6 protein-coding genes, 1 tRNA gene and 6 rRNA genes are annotated in these 17,908 nt (G+C 46.3%); all 13 read left to right on the forward strand.

All coding sequences use genetic code 11. The annotated features are described in order from the left end of the window. The first annotated feature begins 242 nt into the window (after positions 1-242). On the forward strand, positions 243-464 hold the full coding sequence (pspG, locus tag AC3CH4_RS01395) for an envelope stress response protein PspG (protein ID WP_004735816.1): 222 nt from the start codon (positions 243-245) through the stop codon (positions 462-464). A gap of 114 nt (positions 465-578) precedes the next feature. Beyond that, positions 579-1,265, forward strand: a complete 687-nt coding sequence (locus AC3CH4_RS01400) for a TIGR04219 family outer membrane beta-barrel protein (protein ID WP_171317385.1) — start codon at positions 579-581, stop codon at positions 1,263-1,265. A gap of 192 nt (positions 1,266-1,457) precedes the next feature. After that, positions 1,458-1,688 (forward strand): hypothetical protein, encoded by a 231-nt coding sequence (locus AC3CH4_RS01405; RefSeq protein ID WP_004735813.1) that lies wholly within the window; start codon positions 1,458-1,460, stop codon positions 1,686-1,688. Between the two features lie 123 nt (positions 1,689-1,811). Beyond that, complete coding sequence (locus AC3CH4_RS01410) at positions 1,812-3,677, forward strand: assimilatory sulfite reductase (NADPH) flavoprotein subunit (protein ID WP_171317383.1); 1,866 nt, start codon at positions 1,812-1,814, stop codon at positions 3,675-3,677. After that, entirely contained in the window at positions 3,677-5,404 is a 1,728-nt protein-coding gene (gene cysI, locus AC3CH4_RS01415) for an assimilatory sulfite reductase (NADPH) hemoprotein subunit (protein WP_102539921.1), read from the forward strand. The genes AC3CH4_RS01410 and cysI overlap by 1 nt, the downstream gene beginning before the upstream one ends. Beyond that, entirely contained in the window at positions 5,397-6,173 is a 777-nt protein-coding gene (locus tag AC3CH4_RS01420; protein WP_488543198.1) for a phosphoadenylyl-sulfate reductase, read from the forward strand. The genes cysI and AC3CH4_RS01420 overlap by 8 nt, the downstream gene beginning before the upstream one ends. A 676-nt stretch (positions 6,174-6,849) precedes the next feature. After that, positions 6,850-8,404, forward strand: a 16S ribosomal RNA gene (locus AC3CH4_RS01425). Between the two features lie 430 nt (positions 8,405-8,834). Further along, positions 8,835-11,728 (forward strand): 23S ribosomal RNA (locus tag AC3CH4_RS01430). A gap of 101 nt (positions 11,729-11,829) precedes the next feature. Beyond that, positions 11,830-11,945, forward strand: a 5S ribosomal RNA gene (gene rrf, locus AC3CH4_RS01435). A 428-nt stretch (positions 11,946-12,373) separates the two neighbouring features. Then, positions 12,374-13,928 (forward strand): 16S ribosomal RNA (locus AC3CH4_RS01440). A gap of 66 nt (positions 13,929-13,994) precedes the next feature. Further along, positions 13,995-14,070 (forward strand) — tRNA-Glu (locus AC3CH4_RS01445). A 336-nt stretch (positions 14,071-14,406) separates the two neighbouring features. Continuing rightward, a 23S ribosomal RNA gene (locus tag AC3CH4_RS01450) occupies positions 14,407-17,300 on the forward strand. A gap of 101 nt (positions 17,301-17,401) precedes the next feature. Then, positions 17,402-17,517, forward strand: a 5S ribosomal RNA gene (gene rrf, locus AC3CH4_RS01455). The 16S, 23S and 5S rRNA genes sit together here with 1 tRNA gene alongside, the layout of an rRNA operon. The last annotated feature ends 391 nt before the right edge of the window (positions 17,518-17,908 follow it).

Below are 17,908 nucleotides of genomic sequence, written 5' to 3' on the forward strand. Positions count from 1 at the left end.
TCGAGCTTAAAAGCCCAAGCTAAAAACCCAAGCTTAAAAACCTAAGCTTAAAAACTTAAGGCTAAATTCGCCACTAGAGGCTAAATTTGCCATTGATAGTTTCTTTAAAAGCCACGCATTTAGATGTGTGGCTTTTTATTTACCTGATAAATAAGGGTTTTATTGGTTTTACTAACTTGGTATGGAAGCTGCAATGTTAGAAAGTAGGAAAGATAGGTCATTAACTCATTAGGGAGACCATTATGTTTGAATTAATCTTTGTTCTTATTTTCGTCGCAACTCTACTTGTCACTGGTATCACGTTTATGACGGTATTGGCTGCAACCGGAATCGCGTTAGTCGTCATGTTGGTCTTGGGTATGATGGGGGTTGTGTTTAAGTTGCTGCCTTGGTTAATTGTGATTGCATTGGGTATCTGGTTTTTCAAAAACTTTGTACACAGTTCTAACCAAAGACGTTACTAAGGTCATGGTGTCGTCAAATCTTTGATCGTCATCGGTTTATCGTTTTAGAATTTAAGATGTGTGATAGAATTTTCCCCAATAATCTATGAATGTGCATACAATTAGCACAACGATATGGAATTGGAGCTATCTCAAATGAATAAAATGCCATTAATTGCTTTAGTGGGAATGCTATCTTTAAGCTCGGCAGTGTCTGCTGAAGAAGAGTTTTCTTACACGGCTAAAGTCGGTGCCGATATGTGGTGGGGAAGTACAAAGCTAAACGAAGTTAGACAAGATGATGATTCTAACTCACCTTCGTTGTATCTCGCATTTGAGCATAATGCCCCGATGCTACCAAACGCTAGCTTTCGCTATACTTCTGTTGATGCAGATTCATTGGCTTTCGATAAGTACGACTACACCTTCTATTACACGTTGTTAGATCACAAGTTGATGAACTTCGATGCGGGTGTGACGTTTACTCAGTATTCAAACTCGAATTACATCGAGCCTCAAAATGGCACTCAAACAAGCTTTGATGAGTTCACTTGGAGCTTCTACGGCAACGCAGAGATCAACGTTCCTGAGACCAATTTCGATATCATCGGTACGATGGAGTTCGGTGATAGCAGTGGTATTAAGAGCACGGATTTGATGGCAGGTGTTCAGTACCGAATTCCTGTAGCAGAAACTGAGATAGCACTGCGTGGTGGTTACCGCGTGATCGACCTTGATTCGGAAGAGTTCTTCTCTTCAGAGGTTGGCAAAGAGTTTGTCATGGTTGATGGCTGGTTTGCTGGCGCTGAAGTGCGCTTCTAGGCCATATAAAGCAAATTTAGAACGAATTTTGAGAACGCCACTTTATTAAGTGGCGTTTTTTTATATCTATTGGTTATATCCTTCTGGAATTAGTTAGCACATTCATCACTTTCGACCATCCTTTATACAGAGAGCTAATTAGCGTCTATTCTTATAAGGTCTATGTTGTGAGGTCAAAGCAAGGGATGGAATATGACACTCAATGAATTACGAAATTTATATAGAGAAAATCTGTTAGTTGAAGCGATCATAGAGCCCTCAATTCAAGAAGGGTCTTGGGTTGTGGAGTTTCGCCATATGGGAGGTGGCTTTGTTCTGCTTACTGATGTTCATGGTGAAGAGTGCCATTACGCGGATTTAGACTTAGCATCTAAATCGGCAATGGCGGTTGGCTTTCAGCAAGTGCGTATTGAAAACCAGTAAGTCAATTTAGGTTTCAATCGGTTTTTACTTCCAAAAAGTTATAAAACATACTTTTCTATTCTTTCTTGTTATTAAAAGGAGTGGTTAATCTATCGTCACGCAATGATTAGGGATGTCGTGACCATGTCTTTAAATAAGAAAGAGTCTTCACAAAATAATAATGCACAGTCTGGGGCTAATGAGTTACCTGGGCTAGCAGCACCACTTAATGACCAACAATTGGGTCATCTTCAACACACTGTTTCTGAGTTATCTTCACAACAACTGGCATGGGTCAGTGGTTACCTTTGGGGAGTGAGCCAAGCTCAGCCTGTCGGTGCAGCTGCGCCAATCGCTCAAGCGGCCGCTGCAGTAGCGGCTAAACCAGCGGGTAAGCTCAGCATTATCTTCGCATCTCAAACAGGTAATGCTAAAGGCGTCGCTGAATCGCTTGAGGCAGAAGCTAAAGCCTTGGGTATTGCGGTCGAGCTTTTCGATGCCAGTGATTATAAAGGTAAGAATCTAGCCAAAGAGACACACGTCATTTTTGTGGCTTCAACCAATGGTGAGGGCGAAGCTCCTGATAACGCTATTGAGTTGCATGAATTCCTACAATCGAAGAAAGCGCCAAAATTATCAAACCTACAATACGGTGTGATTGGTTTAGGTGACTCAAGTTATGAGTTCTTCTGCCAAACGGCTAAAGACTTCGATAACTTTCTCGCTAAGCTTGGTGCTAAATCGTTTGTCGACCGTCTTGATTGTGATGTTGATTACGAAGAGTCAGCAACGGAATGGCGCGCTAAAGCATTAGAGCAAGTAAAAGAGACGCTATCGACAGGCACTGAAGCCGATGTGGTTCAATTACCAGTCGGTCAAGCGGCTGCCGGTCATTCGCAATACACTAAACAAAATCCATACACCGCGACACTATTGACGAGCCAAAAGATCACCGGCCGTGATTCGGGCAAAGATGTTCGTCATATCGAGATTGATCTTGATGAGTCGGGTATTACTTACCAACCGGGTGATGCGCTAGGCGTATGGTTTGAAAACAGTTCAGAACTCGCTAATCAGATCCTTTCTAAGGTTGGGTTATCTGGTATCGAAAGTGTTGATGTCGATGGTGACAACTTATCTATCCACAGCGCACTCGTCAGTAAATTCGAAATTACATCTTCAAATCCTCAACTAGTGACTAAGTTTGCTGAGCTATCGGGCAGCAAGAAGTTGATTAAGCTGGTGGAAGATAAAGACAAGCTTCGTGAATACGCGGGTAATACTCAAGTTGTCGATGTTTTAGCTGAGAAGAAAACTAAGCTATCGGCTGATGAATTGATTGGTCTACTACGTAAGCTGACACCGCGCCTCTATTCTATTGCATCAAGCCAAGCTGAAGTGGATGAAGAGGTTCACTTGACGGTTGGTTTGGTTGAATACCAAAAAGGCGATGAATCTCGTTTAGGCGGAGCTTCTAGCTTCTTAGCTCAGCGCTTGGAAGAAGGCGGTGAAGTGAAGGTGTTTGTTGAGAACAACAATAACTTCAAACTACCACAAGACGACAATACACCAATCATCATGGTCGGCCCGGGTACCGGTATCGCACCGTTCCGCAGTTTTGTTCAAGAGCGTGAAAACAATGATGCTGAAGGCAAAAGCTGGCTGTTCTTTGGTGACCGAACTTTCACTCAAGATTTCTTATATCAAGTTGAATGGCAGAAGTACCTTAAGTCTGGTGCGCTAACCAAGCTTGATGTTGCCTTCAGTCGAGATCAAAAAGAAAAGGTTTATGTTCAAGACCGCTTAATTGAACAAGCAGATCAGGTTTGGCAATGGCTTCAAGAGGGCGCTTACCTCTATGTATGTGGCGATGCGACTCGAATGGCGAAAGATGTTCATGAAGCGTTAGTTACAATTGCAGAAAAACATGGCAATCAGAGCCGCGAGCAAGCTGAACAATATATTAATGATTTACGTAAAGCGAAACGTTACCAAAGGGATGTGTACTAATGAGCAAGCAAGTAATAGAGCAAGAAGTGCTAGGTCAAGTACTGGGACCTTTGGCTGACAATGAACGTCTTAAGCGTGAAAGTAAAAATCTTCGCGGTACGATTGAACAAGATCTCCAAGATAGAATTACGGGTGGCTTTACTGCCGATAACTTTCAGTTAATTCGTTTCCACGGTATGTATCAGCAAGATGACCGTGACATCCGTAATGAACGTACCAAGCAAAAGCTAGAACCTTTACATAATGTCATGCTGCGTGCGCGTATGCCTGGCGGCATTATCACTCCGAAGCAGTGGTTAGCGATTGATAAATTTGCAGATGAAAGCACCTCTTATGGTTCTATCCGTCTCACAACTCGTCAAACCTTTCAGTTCCACGGCGTGTTGAAGCCGAACATTAAATTGATGCACCAAACACTAAACAGTATTGGTATTGATTCTATTGCGACGGCGGGTGACGTAAACCGAAATGTTTTGTGTACCACAAACCCGGTTGAGTCTGAGCTCCATCAAGAAGCCTACGAGTGGGCGAAGAAGATCAGTGAACATCTATTACCTAAGACTCGTGCTTATGCCGAAATCTGGTTAGATGGTGAAAAGCTAGCAACAACGGATGAAGAACCTATCTTAGGTAGCAACTACTTACCACGTAAGTTCAAGACGACGGTTGTAATTCCTCCACAAAATGACGTAGATGTTCATGCTAACGATCTTAACTTTATCGCGATTGCTAAAGACGGAAAGCTGGTGGGCTTTAACGTATTAGTGGGTGGTGGTCTTGCAATGACGCACGGCGATACTTCTACTTATGCACGTAAAGCTGACGATTTCGGTTTTGTGCCGTTAGAGAAAACGTTAGATGTAGCAGCTGCGGTGGTAACGACTCAGCGTGATTGGGGTAACCGTTCGAACCGTAAGAACGCCAAAACCAAATACACACTAGACCGTGTTGGTATTGATGTATTCAAAGCAGAAGTAGAAAAACGTGCAGGCGTTGAGTTTTCTGAAAGCCGTCCTTATGAGTTTACTGGCCGTGGCGATCGTATCGGTTGGGCGGAAGGTATTGATGGTAAGCACCACTTAGCGTTATTCATCGAAAATGGTCGTTTACTTGATTTCCCGGGTAAAGCTCTGAAAACAGGTGTTGCTGAAATAGCGAAGATCCACAAAGGTGACTTCCGTATGACAGCGAACCAAAACCTAATTGTTGCTGGTGTACCTAAGAGCCAAAAGGCAAAAATTGAAAAGCTGGCACGTCAATACGGTCTGATGGATGATGCCGTTTCCGAGCAGCGTAAAAACTCAATGGCCTGTGTGGCATTCCCAACATGTCCTTTAGCAATGGCAGAAGCTGAGCGTTTTCTTCCTGAGTTTGTAACGGATGTTGAAGACATTCTGAAGAAACATGGATTACCAGAAGAAGATAACATCATCCTTCGTATCACGGGTTGTCCAAACGGTTGTGGTCGTGCAATGTTGGCTGAGCTGGGGTTAGTCGGTAAGGCTCCGGGGCGTTACAACATGCACTTAGGTGGCAACAAAGCCGGAACTCGTATTCCTAAGATGTATAAAGAGAACATCACATCAGCTCAGATTTTAGAAGAGATTGATTCGCTGGTGGGACGTTGGGCTACAGAACGTAACGACAATGAAGGGTTCGGTGATTTTACAATCCGAGCTGGCATCATCGAAGAGGTGATCATTTCAAAGAGGGATTTGCATGCATAATTCTGTCACTTCAAAACTGAAGTTAGCAGAGCTACTCGCATTGACTAAGACGGAGCAAATACTTCGTCTTGGACAAATTAATGCTGAGTTAGAACAGCTAACGGCATTAGAAAGAGTTAAGTGGGCTTTAGACAATTTAGAAGGGACACATGTGGTGTCTTCTAGTTTTGGAATCCAAGCGGCTTTGATGTTGCATTTAGTTACTCAGGCGAAACCAGATATTCCGGTTATTCTGACGGATACTGGATATTTGTTCCCTGAAACATATCGATTTATAGATGAGTTAAGTAAGAAGTTGACTCTGAACCTTCAAGTATTTCGCGCACAACAGAGCCCTAATTGGCAAGAAGCGCAATATGGCAAACTTTGGGATCAAGGTATAGAAGGGATAGAGAAGTACAACAAGCTTAATAAAGTTGAACCGATGAGAAGAGCGCTGGATGAGCTCGAGGCGGGCACTTGGTTTTCTGGGTTGAGAAGAGAGCAATCTCAATCGCGTGCAAACTTGCCTATCTTATCTATCCAAAATGGTGTGTTTAAGTTCTTGCCAGTAATTGATTGGACAAATAAAGATGTTCATTATTACTTAGAAGAGCATGGTCTCAGTTATCACCCACTTCGTGAGCAGGGGTACCTTTCTGTTGGAGATACTCATACTACTAAGAAATGGGAACCGGGTATGACTGAAGAAGAAACCCGTTTTAATGGTCTAAAACGAGAATGTGGTCTCCATGAAGACGATGGAGAGCAATATGGCTCTGGGATTTAGACTCATTGCCATTTAAAAAGCTGCCATAAGGCAGCTTTTTTGTTTTCTAGGGTGAAAATTAGAGCAATTGTGGATAAGTCTGTGGTTATTCTGTAGGTACTTTGTAGTTAAACTTGCACAAATAAGGCTTTGAATGTTTATTCGTCATCTAACCGTTATTTTTACATTTTTCTTTAATAAACACTTGCCAATGTGAGGAACATCTCTATAATGCCGCCTCACTGACACGGTAGACGCCACAAGGCTTCAGCGAAGAATGTTAGTAAGGCAACTAGCTTTAAGCGATTATTCGCTTCTACTTTTTAAAAGTAGAAATTAATTTTCAAAAGTGTTTGACACTGAGAATTAAAACGCTAGAATGGCCGCCTCTTCCGAAGTGATGTAAGTCACAACGAAGAGAAGCTCTTTAACAATTTAAACCTATCAATCTGTGTGGGCACTCGTTGATGAATATCAAAACGTTTTATCTTCCCTTTTTATTAAGAGAAGTAAAACAGATTCCTCGGAATCAACTTTGGTTTCAATGAACTGAGTGACCAATACGAATAACTACTTTCTCTTGTAGAAAGAAAGTATTTGGCACAGTCAATTCATTATCTTTCTGTTGGAAAGATAATAGCTTTAGAATTACTTTTTGTAGTTTTGAAGTCAGTATTCATTGAGCCGACAAAATCTTAAATTGAAGAGTTTGATCATGGCTCAGATTGAACGCTGGCGGCAGGCCTAACACATGCAAGTCGAGCGGAAACGACACTAACAATCCTTCGGGTGCGTTAATGGGCGTCGAGCGGCGGACGGGTGAGTAATGCCTAGGAAATTGCCTTGATGTGGGGGATAACCATTGGAAACGATGGCTAATACCGCATAATGCCTACGGGCCAAAGAGGGGGACCTTCGGGCCTCTCGCGTCAAGATATGCCTAGGTGGGATTAGCTAGTTGGTGAGGTAATGGCTCACCAAGGCGACGATCCCTAGCTGGTCTGAGAGGATGATCAGCCACACTGGAACTGAGACACGGTCCAGACTCCTACGGGAGGCAGCAGTGGGGAATATTGCACAATGGGCGAAAGCCTGATGCAGCCATGCCGCGTGTATGAAGAAGGCCTTCGGGTTGTAAAGTACTTTCAGTTGTGAGGAAGGGTGTGTAGTTAATAGCTGCACATCTTGACGTTAGCAACAGAAGAAGCACCGGCTAACTCCGTGCCAGCAGCCGCGGTAATACGGAGGGTGCGAGCGTTAATCGGAATTACTGGGCGTAAAGCGCATGCAGGTGGTTCATTAAGTCAGATGTGAAAGCCCGGGGCTCAACCTCGGAACTGCATTTGAAACTGGTGAACTAGAGTGCTGTAGAGGGGGGTAGAATTTCAGGTGTAGCGGTGAAATGCGTAGAGATCTGAAGGAATACCAGTGGCGAAGGCGGCCCCCTGGACAGACACTGACACTCAGATGCGAAAGCGTGGGGAGCAAACAGGATTAGATACCCTGGTAGTCCACGCCGTAAACGATGTCTACTTGGAGGTTGTGGCCTTGAGCCGTGGCTTTCGGAGCTAACGCGTTAAGTAGACCGCCTGGGGAGTACGGTCGCAAGATTAAAACTCAAATGAATTGACGGGGGCCCGCACAAGCGGTGGAGCATGTGGTTTAATTCGATGCAACGCGAAGAACCTTACCTACTCTTGACATCCAGAGAAGCCAGCGGAGACGCAGGTGTGCCTTCGGGAACTCTGAGACAGGTGCTGCATGGCTGTCGTCAGCTCGTGTTGTGAAATGTTGGGTTAAGTCCCGCAACGAGCGCAACCCTTATCCTTGTTTGCCAGCGAGTAATGTCGGGAACTCCAGGGAGACTGCCGGTGATAAACCGGAGGAAGGTGGGGACGACGTCAAGTCATCATGGCCCTTACGAGTAGGGCTACACACGTGCTACAATGGCGCATACAGAGGGCAGCAAGCTAGCGATAGTGAGCGAATCCCAAAAAGTGCGTCGTAGTCCGGATTGGAGTCTGCAACTCGACTCCATGAAGTCGGAATCGCTAGTAATCGTGAATCAGAATGTCACGGTGAATACGTTCCCGGGCCTTGTACACACCGCCCGTCACACCATGGGAGTGGGCTGCAAAAGAAGTGGGTAGTTTAACCTTTCGGGGAGGACGCTCACCACTTTGTGGTTCATGACTGGGGTGAAGTCGTAACAAGGTAGCCCTAGGGGAACCTGGGGCTGGATCACCTCCTTATACGAAGATACTTACGATGAGTGTCCACACAGATTGATGGTTTAGATTTAGTTAAAGCCAGAGCTTTAATTAATAACGTAAGTTATTGATTAAAGCTTTTTGCTTTATGCTCTTTAACAATTTGGAAAGCTGACTGATTTGATTACTTACGAGTAATTCAATCAAATTTAAAAGTTCTCAATGTTTATCTTTCATTAGATAAACACAACAAACACATTCAAGTGTCTTGTATTCGAATGATCAGAAATGATTGTTCATTTTTTGATTCTACTTTTTTTAAAAGTGGAAACAAAAAGTAAATTGAGTCCGGCAAACAGTTATCAAGAATTAACCCTTCTTGATGACAACAAAAAACCTTGGTTAGTTGCCATACGCTTATTTGTCTTCACTTTTTAAAGTGAAAGCAAATAGAAACCCTTTCGGGTTGTATGGTTAAGTGACTAAGCGTACACGGTGGATGCCTTGGCAGTCAGAGGCGATGAAAGGCGTAATAACTTGCGATAAGCCCAGATTAGGTAGTAATAACCTTTTGAGTCTGGGATTCCTGAATGGGGAAACCCACTTGCATAAGCAAGTATCCTGTTGTGAATACATAGCAACAGGAGGCAAACCGGGGGAACTGAAACATCTAAGTACCCCGAGGAAGAGAAATCAACCGAGATTCCGAAAGTAGCGGCGAGCGAAATTGGATTAGCCCTTAAGCTTTTAATGATGCAGGTGAAGAGTCTGGAAAGTCTCGCAATAAAGGGTGATAGCCCCGTAACCGACACATCATAATCAGTGAAAACGAGTAGGGCGGGACACGTGATATCCTGTCTGAATATGGGGGGACCATCCTCCAAGGCTAAATACTACTGACTGACCGATAGTGAACCAGTACCGTGAGGGAAAGGCGAAAAGAACCCCTGTGAGGGGAGTGAAATAGAACCTGAAACCGTGTACGTACAAGCAGTAGGAGCACCTTCGTGGTGTGACTGCGTACCTTTTGTATAATGGGTCAGCGACTTAATTTTAGTAGCAAGGTTAACCGTTTAGGGGAGCCGTAGGGAAACCGAGTCTTAACTGGGCGTACAGTTGCTAGGATTAGACCCGAAACCAGGTGATCTAGCCATGGGCAGGTTGAAGGTTGAGTAACATCAACTGGAGGACCGAACCGACTAATGTTGAAAAATTAGCGGATGACTTGTGGCTAGGGGTGAAAGGCCAATCAAACCTGGAGATAGCTGGTTCTCCCCGAAAGCTATTTAGGTAGCGCCTCGGACGAATACTACTGGGGGTAGAGCACTGTTAAGGCTAGGGGGTCATCCCGACTTACCAACCCTTTGCAAACTCCGAATACCAGTAAGTACTATCCGGGAGACACACGGCGGGTGCTAACGTCCGTCGTGGAGAGGGAAACAACCCAGACCGCCAGCTAAGGTCCCAAAGTATAGCTAAGTGGGAAACGATGTGGGAAGGCTCAGACAGCCAGGATGTTGGCTTAGAAGCAGCCATCATTTAAAGAAAGCGTAATAGCTCACTGGTCGAGTCGGCCTGCGCGGAAGATGTAACGGGGCTAAGCTATACACCGAAGCTGCGGCTACGTACCTTAGGGTATGTGGGGTAGGGGAGCGTTCTGTAAGCCGTTGAAGGTGGTCTGTAAGGGCTGCTGGAGGTATCAGAAGTGCGAATGCTGACATGAGTAACGATAAAGGGAGTGAAAAACTCCCTCGCCGGAAGACCAAGGGTTCCTGTCCAACGTTAATCGGGGCAGGGTAAGTCGACTCCTAAGGCGAGGCCGAAAGGCGTAGTCGATGGGAAACGGGTTAATATTCCCGTACTTCTTACAATTGCGATGGGGGGACGGAGAAGGCTAGGTGGGCCTGGCGACGGTTGTCCAGGTTCAAGTACGTAGGCGGAAAGTTTAGGTAAATCCGGACTTTCATTAACGCTGAGATACGATGTCGAGCTACTACGGTAGTGAAGTCATTGATGCCATGCTTCCAGGAAAAGCCTCTAAGCTTCAGATTGTAAGGAATCGTACCCCAAACCGACACAGGTGGTCGGGTAGAGAATACCAAGGCGCTTGAGAGAACTCGGGTGAAGGAACTAGGCAAAATGGTACCGTAACTTCGGGAGAAGGTACGCTCTTATCAGTGAAGTCCCTTGCGGATGGAGCAGACGAGAGTCGCAGATACCAGGTGGCTGCAACTGTTTATTAAAAACACAGCACTGTGCAAAATCGTAAGATGACGTATACGGTGTGACGCCTGCCCGGTGCCGGAAGGTTAATTGATGGGGTTAGTCTTCGGACGAAGCTCTTGATCGAAGCCCCGGTAAACGGCGGCCGTAACTATAACGGTCCTAAGGTAGCGAAATTCCTTGTCGGGTAAGTTCCGACCTGCACGAATGGCGTAATGATGGCCACGCTGTCTCCACCCGAGACTCAGTGAAATTGAAATCGCTGTGAAGATGCAGTGTACCCGCGGCTAGACGGAAAGACCCCGTGAACCTTTACTACAGCTTGGCACTGAACATTGAACCTACATGTGTAGGATAGGTGGGAGACTATGAAATTGCGTCGCTAGATGTGATGGAGTCGTCCTTGAAATACCACCCTTGTAGTTTTGATGTTCTAACGTTGGTCCCTGAATCGGGATTACGGACAGTGCCTGGTGGGTAGTTTGACTGGGGCGGTCTCCTCCCAAAGAGTAACGGAGGAGCACGAAGGTGGGCTAAACACGGTTGGACATCGTGTGGTTAGTGCAATGGCATAAGCCCGCTTGACTGCGAGAATGACAATTCGAGCAGGTGCGAAAGCAGGTCATAGTGATCCGGTGGTTCTGAATGGAAGGGCCATCGCTCAACGGATAAAAGGTACTCCGGGGATAACAGGCTGATACCGCCCAAGAGTTCATATCGACGGCGGTGTTTGGCACCTCGATGTCGGCTCATCACATCCTGGGGCTGAAGTCGGTCCCAAGGGTATGGCTGTTCGCCATTTAAAGTGGTACGCGAGCTGGGTTTAGAACGTCGTGAGACAGTTCGGTCCCTATCTGCCGTGGGCGTTGGAAAATTGAAAGGGGCTGCTCCTAGTACGAGAGGACCGGAGTGGACGAACCTCTGGTGTTCGGGTTGTCATGCCAATGGCATTGCCCGGTAGCTAAGTTCGGAATCGATAACCGCTGAAAGCATCTAAGCGGGAAGCGAGCCTTGAGATGAGTTTTCCCTGGCACTATAAGTGTCCTAAAGGGTTGTCGTAGACTACGACGTTGATAGGCAGGGTGTGTAAGTGCTGCGAGGCATTGAGCTAACCTGTACTAATTGCCCGTGAGGCTTAACCATACAACACCCAAGGGGTTTTGTGGACTCAATAGAAAGACAGACCTTGAATGAGTTTGAAGAGAAATAACTTTTAAATACAGTTTTCCGAATTTTAAAATTTGCTTGGCGACCATAGCATTGTGGACCCACCTGATTCCATGCCGAACTCAGAAGTGAAACACAATAGCGCCGATGGTAGTGTGGGGCTTCCCCATGTGAGAGTAGGACATCGCCAGGCTTTAATTTCGACTTTGTCTAGTTTCTAGACAAGTCACCATAGAGTTCTAAGTTTTCTTAGTATTTTATGTTGACTTTCAAAGTGGAAAGCGTATTATACGCGTCCTGCTTACGTGCTAAGGCACTGAAAGCGTTCTCTTTTTAGAGAACACGCTCTTTAACAATTTAAACCTATCAATCTGTGTGGGCACTCGTTGATGAATATCAAAACGTTTTATCTTCCCTTTTTATTAAGAGAAGTAAAACAGTTACTTCGGTAACAAACTTGATTTCAATGAACTGAGTGACCAATACAAAGTTAAGTTTACTTAATTTTGGCACAGTCAATTCATTACCATTCTGTTGGAATGGTAATAGCTTTAGAATTACATGTTCATTTTCGAATGAATATTAGTTTTGAAGTCAGTATTCGTTGAGTCACAAAATCTTAAATTGAAGAGTTTGATCATGGCTCAGATTGAACGCTGGCGGCAGGCCTAACACATGCAAGTCGAGCGGAAACGACACTAACAATCCTTCGGGTGCGTTAATGGGCGTCGAGCGGCGGACGGGTGAGTAATGCCTAGGAAATTGCCTTGATGTGGGGGATAACCATTGGAAACGATGGCTAATACCGCATAATGCCTACGGGCCAAAGAGGGGGATCTTCGGACCTCTCGCGTCAAGATATGCCTAGGTGGGATTAGCTAGTTGGTGAGGTAATGGCTCACCAAGGCGACGATCCCTAGCTGGTCTGAGAGGATGATCAGCCACACTGGAACTGAGACACGGTCCAGACTCCTACGGGAGGCAGCAGTGGGGAATATTGCACAATGGGCGAAAGCCTGATGCAGCCATGCCGCGTGTATGAAGAAGGCCTTCGGGTTGTAAAGTACTTTCAGTTGTGAGGAAGGGTGTGTAGTTAATAGCTGCGCATCTTGACGTTAGCAACAGAAGAAGCACCGGCTAACTCCGTGCCAGCAGCCGCGGTAATACGGAGGGTGCGAGCGTTAATCGGAATTACTGGGCGTAAAGCGCATGCAGGTGGTTCATTAAGTCAGATGTGAAAGCCCGGGGCTCAACCTCGGAACTGCATTTGAAACTGGTGAACTAGAGTGCTGTAGAGGGGGGTAGAATTTCAGGTGTAGCGGTGAAATGCGTAGAGATCTGAAGGAATACCAGTGGCGAAGGCGGCCCCCTGGACAGACACTGACACTCAGATGCGAAAGCGTGGGGAGCAAACAGGATTAGATACCCTGGTAGTCCACGCCGTAAACGATGTCTACTTGGAGGTTGTGGCCTTGAGCCGTGGCTTTCGGAGCTAACGCGTTAAGTAGACCGCCTGGGGAGTACGGTCGCAAGATTAAAACTCAAATGAATTGACGGGGGCCCGCACAAGCGGTGGAGCATGTGGTTTAATTCGATGCAACGCGAAGAACCTTACCTACTCTTGACATCCAGAGAAGCCAGCGGAGACGCAGGTGTGCCTTCGGGAACTCTGAGACAGGTGCTGCATGGCTGTCGTCAGCTCGTGTTGTGAAATGTTGGGTTAAGTCCCGCAACGAGCGCAACCCTTATCCTTGTTTGCCAGCGAGTAATGTCGGGAACTCCAGGGAGACTGCCGGTGATAAACCGGAGGAAGGTGGGGACGACGTCAAGTCATCATGGCCCTTACGAGTAGGGCTACACACGTGCTACAATGGCGCATACAGAGGGCAGCAAGCTAGCGATAGTGAGCGAATCCCAAAAAGTGCGTCGTAGTCCGGATTGGAGTCTGCAACTCGACTCCATGAAGTCGGAATCGCTAGTAATCGTGAATCAGAATGTCACGGTGAATACGTTCCCGGGCCTTGTACACACCGCCCGTCACACCATGGGAGTGGGCTGCAAAAGAAGTGGGTAGTTTAACCTTTCGGGGAGGACGCTCACCACTTTGTGGTTCATGACTGGGGTGAAGTCGTAACAAGGTAGCCCTAGGGGAACCTGGGGCTGGATCACCTCCTTATACGAAGATACCACGATGAGTGTCCACACAGATTGATTAGGTTTAGAAAGTAAAAGAGATACTAGTGTCCCGTTCGTCTAGAGGCCTAGGACACCGCCCTTTCACGGCGGTAACAGGGGTTCGACTCCCCTACGGGATACCATCTTTAAGTATTCTCTTCTATCAGAGTATTTAAAAATGGTTTCGAAAGAAATCTAGCTCTTTAACAATTTGGAAAGCTGACTGATTGATTACTTACGAGTAATTCAATCAAATTTAAAAGTTCTCAATGTTTATCTTTCATTAGATAAACACAACAAACACATTCAAGTGTCTTGTATTCGAATCAAACTTTAGTTTGATTCACAATTGAGTCCGGCAAACAGTTATCAAGAATTAACCCTTCTTGATGACAACCAAAAACCTTGGTTAGTTGCCATACGCTTATTTGTCTTCACTTTTTAAAGTGAAAGCAAATAGAAACCCTTTCGGGTTGTATGGTTAAGTGACTAAGCGTACACGGTGGATGCCTTGGCAGTCAGAGGCGATGAAAGGCGTAATAACTTGCGATAAGCCCAGATTAGGTAGTAATAACCTTTTGAGTCTGGGATTCCTGAATGGGGAAACCCACTTGCATAAGCAAGTATCCTGTTGTGAATACATAGCAACAGGAGGCAAACCGGGGGAACTGAAACATCTAAGTACCCCGAGGAAGAGAAATCAACCGAGATTCCGAAAGTAGCGGCGAGCGAAATTGGATTAGCCCTTAAGCTTTTAATGATGCAGGTGAAGAGTCTGGAAAGTCTCGCAATAAAGGGTGATAGCCCCGTAACCGACACATCATAATCAGTGAAAACGAGTAGGGCGGGACACGTGATATCCTGTCTGAATATGGGGGGACCATCCTCCAAGGCTAAATACTACTGACTGACCGATAGTGAACCAGTACCGTGAGGGAAAGGCGAAAAGAACCCCTGTGAGGGGAGTGAAATAGAACCTGAAACCGTGTACGTACAAGCAGTAGGAGCACCTTCGTGGTGTGACTGCGTACCTTTTGTATAATGGGTCAGCGACTTAATTTTAGTAGCAAGGTTAACCGTTTAGGGGAGCCGTAGGGAAACCGAGTCTTAACTGGGCGTACAGTTGCTAGGATTAGACCCGAAACCAGGTGATCTAGCCATGGGCAGGTTGAAGGTTGAGTAACATCAACTGGAGGACCGAACCGACTAATGTTGAAAAATTAGCGGATGACTTGTGGCTAGGGGTGAAAGGCCAATCAAACCTGGAGATAGCTGGTTCTCCCCGAAAGCTATTTAGGTAGCGCCTCGGACGAATACTACTGGGGGTAGAGCACTGTTAAGGCTAGGGGGTCATCCCGACTTACCAACCCTTTGCAAACTCCGAATACCAGTAAGTACTATCCGGGAGACACACGGCGGGTGCTAACGTCCGTCGTGGAGAGGGAAACAACCCAGACCGCCAGCTAAGGTCCCAAAGTATAGCTAAGTGGGAAACGATGTGGGAAGGCTCAGACAGCCAGGATGTTGGCTTAGAAGCAGCCATCATTTAAAGAAAGCGTAATAGCTCACTGGTCGAGTCGGCCTGCGCGGAAGATGTAACGGGGCTAAGCTATACACCGAAGCTGCGGCTACGTACCTTAGGGTATGTGGGGTAGGGGAGCGTTCTGTAAGCCGTTGAAGGTGGTCTGTAAGGGCTGCTGGAGGTATCAGAAGTGCGAATGCTGACATGAGTAACGATAAAGGGAGTGAAAAACTCCCTCGCCGGAAGACCAAGGGTTCCTGTCCAACGTTAATCGGGGCAGGGTAAGTCGACTCCTAAGGCGAGGCCGAAAGGCGTAGTCGATGGGAAACGGGTTAATATTCCCGTACTTCTTACAATTGCGATGGGGGGACGGAGAAGGCTAGGTGGGCCTGGCGACGGTTGTCCAGGTTCAAGTATGTAGGCGGGTGGTTTAGGTAAATCCGGACCACTACTAACGCTGAGATACGATGTCGAGCTACTACGGTAGTGAAGTCATTGATGCCATGCTTCCAGGAAAAGCCTCTAAGCTTCAGATTGTAAGGAATCGTACCCCAAACCGACACAGGTGGTCGGGTAGAGAATACCAAGGCGCTTGAGAGAACTCGGGTGAAGGAACTAGGCAAAATGGTACCGTAACTTCGGGAGAAGGTACGCTCTTATCAGTGAAGTCCCTTGCGGATGGAGCAGACGAGAGTCGCAGATACCAGGTGGCTGCAACTGTTTATTAAAAACACAGCACTGTGCAAAATCGTAAGATGACGTATACGGTGTGACGCCTGCCCGGTGCCGGAAGGTTAATTGATGGGGTTAGACTTCGGTCGAAGCTCTTGATCGAAGCCCCGGTAAACGGCGGCCGTAACTATAACGGTCCTAAGGTAGCGAAATTCCTTGTCGGGTAAGTTCCGACCTGCACGAATGGCGTAATGATGGCCACGCTGTCTCCACCCGAGACTCAGTGAAATTGAAATCGCTGTGAAGATGCAGTGTACCCGCGGCTAGACGGAAAGACCCCGTGAACCTTTACTACAGCTTGGCACTGAACATTGAACCTACATGTGTAGGATAGGTGGGAGACTATGAAATTGCGTCGCTAGATGTGATGGAGTCGTCCTTGAAATACCACCCTTGTAGTTTTGATGTTCTAACGTTGGCCCCTGAATCGGGGTTACGGACAGTGCCTGGTGGGTAGTTTGACTGGGGCGGTCTCCTCCCAAAGAGTAACGGAGGAGCACGAAGGTGGGCTAAACACGGTTGGACATCGTGTGGTTAGTGCAATGGCATAAGCCCGCTTGACTGCGAGAATGACAATTCGAGCAGGTGCGAAAGCAGGTCATAGTGATCCGGTGGTTCTGAATGGAAGGGCCATCGCTCAACGGATAAAAGGTACTCCGGGGATAACAGGCTGATACCGCCCAAGAGTTCATATCGACGGCGGTGTTTGGCACCTCGATGTCGGCTCATCACATCCTGGGGCTGAAGTCGGTCCCAAGGGTATGGCTGTTCGCCATTTAAAGTGGTACGCGAGCTGGGTTTAGAACGTCGTGAGACAGTTCGGTCCCTATCTGCCGTGGGCGTTGGAAAATTGAAAGGGGCTGCTCCTAGTACGAGAGGACCGGAGTGGACGAACCTCTGGTGTTCGGGTTGTCATGCCAATGGCATTGCCCGGTAGCTAAGTTCGGAATCGATAACCGCTGAAAGCATCTAAGCGGGAAGCGAGCCTTGAGATGAGTTTTCCCTGGCACTATAAGTGTCCTAAAGGGTTGTCGTAGACTACGACGTTGATAGGCAGGGTGTGTAAGTGCTGCGAGGCATTGAGCTAACCTGTACTAATTGCCCGTGAGGCTTAACCATACAACACCCAAGGGGTTTTGTGGACTCAATAGAAAGACAGACCTTGAATGAGTTTGAAGAGAAATAACTTTTAAATACAGTTTTCCGAATTTTAAAATTTGCTTGGCGACCATAGCATTGTGGACCCACCTGATTCCATGCCGAACTCAGAAGTGAAACACAATAGCGCCGATGGTAGTGTGGGGCTTCCCCATGTGAGAGTAGGACATCGCCAGGCTTTAATTTCGACTTTGTCTAGTTTCTAGACAAGTCACCATAGAGTTCTAAGTTTCTTAGAGTTTTATGTTGACTTTCAAAGTGGAAAGCGTATTATACGCGTCCTGCTTAAGTGCTAAGGTACTGAAAGCAAAGCTCTTTAACAATTTAAACCTATCAATCTGTGTGGGCACTCGTTGATGAATATCAAAACGTTATTGGTTCTTTTTCGAAAGAGCGTAATAACAGTTACTTCGGTAACAAACTTGATTTCAATGAACTGAGTGACCAATACGAATAACTTCGGTTATTTGGCACAGTCAATTCATTACCATTCTGTTGGAATGGTAATAGCTTTAAAATTACACTCTTTATTTATAAAGAATAGTTTTGAAGTCAGTATTCGTTGAGTC

The sequence above is a fragment of the Vibrio sp. QJM3NY_26 genome, from assembly GCF_057786005.1.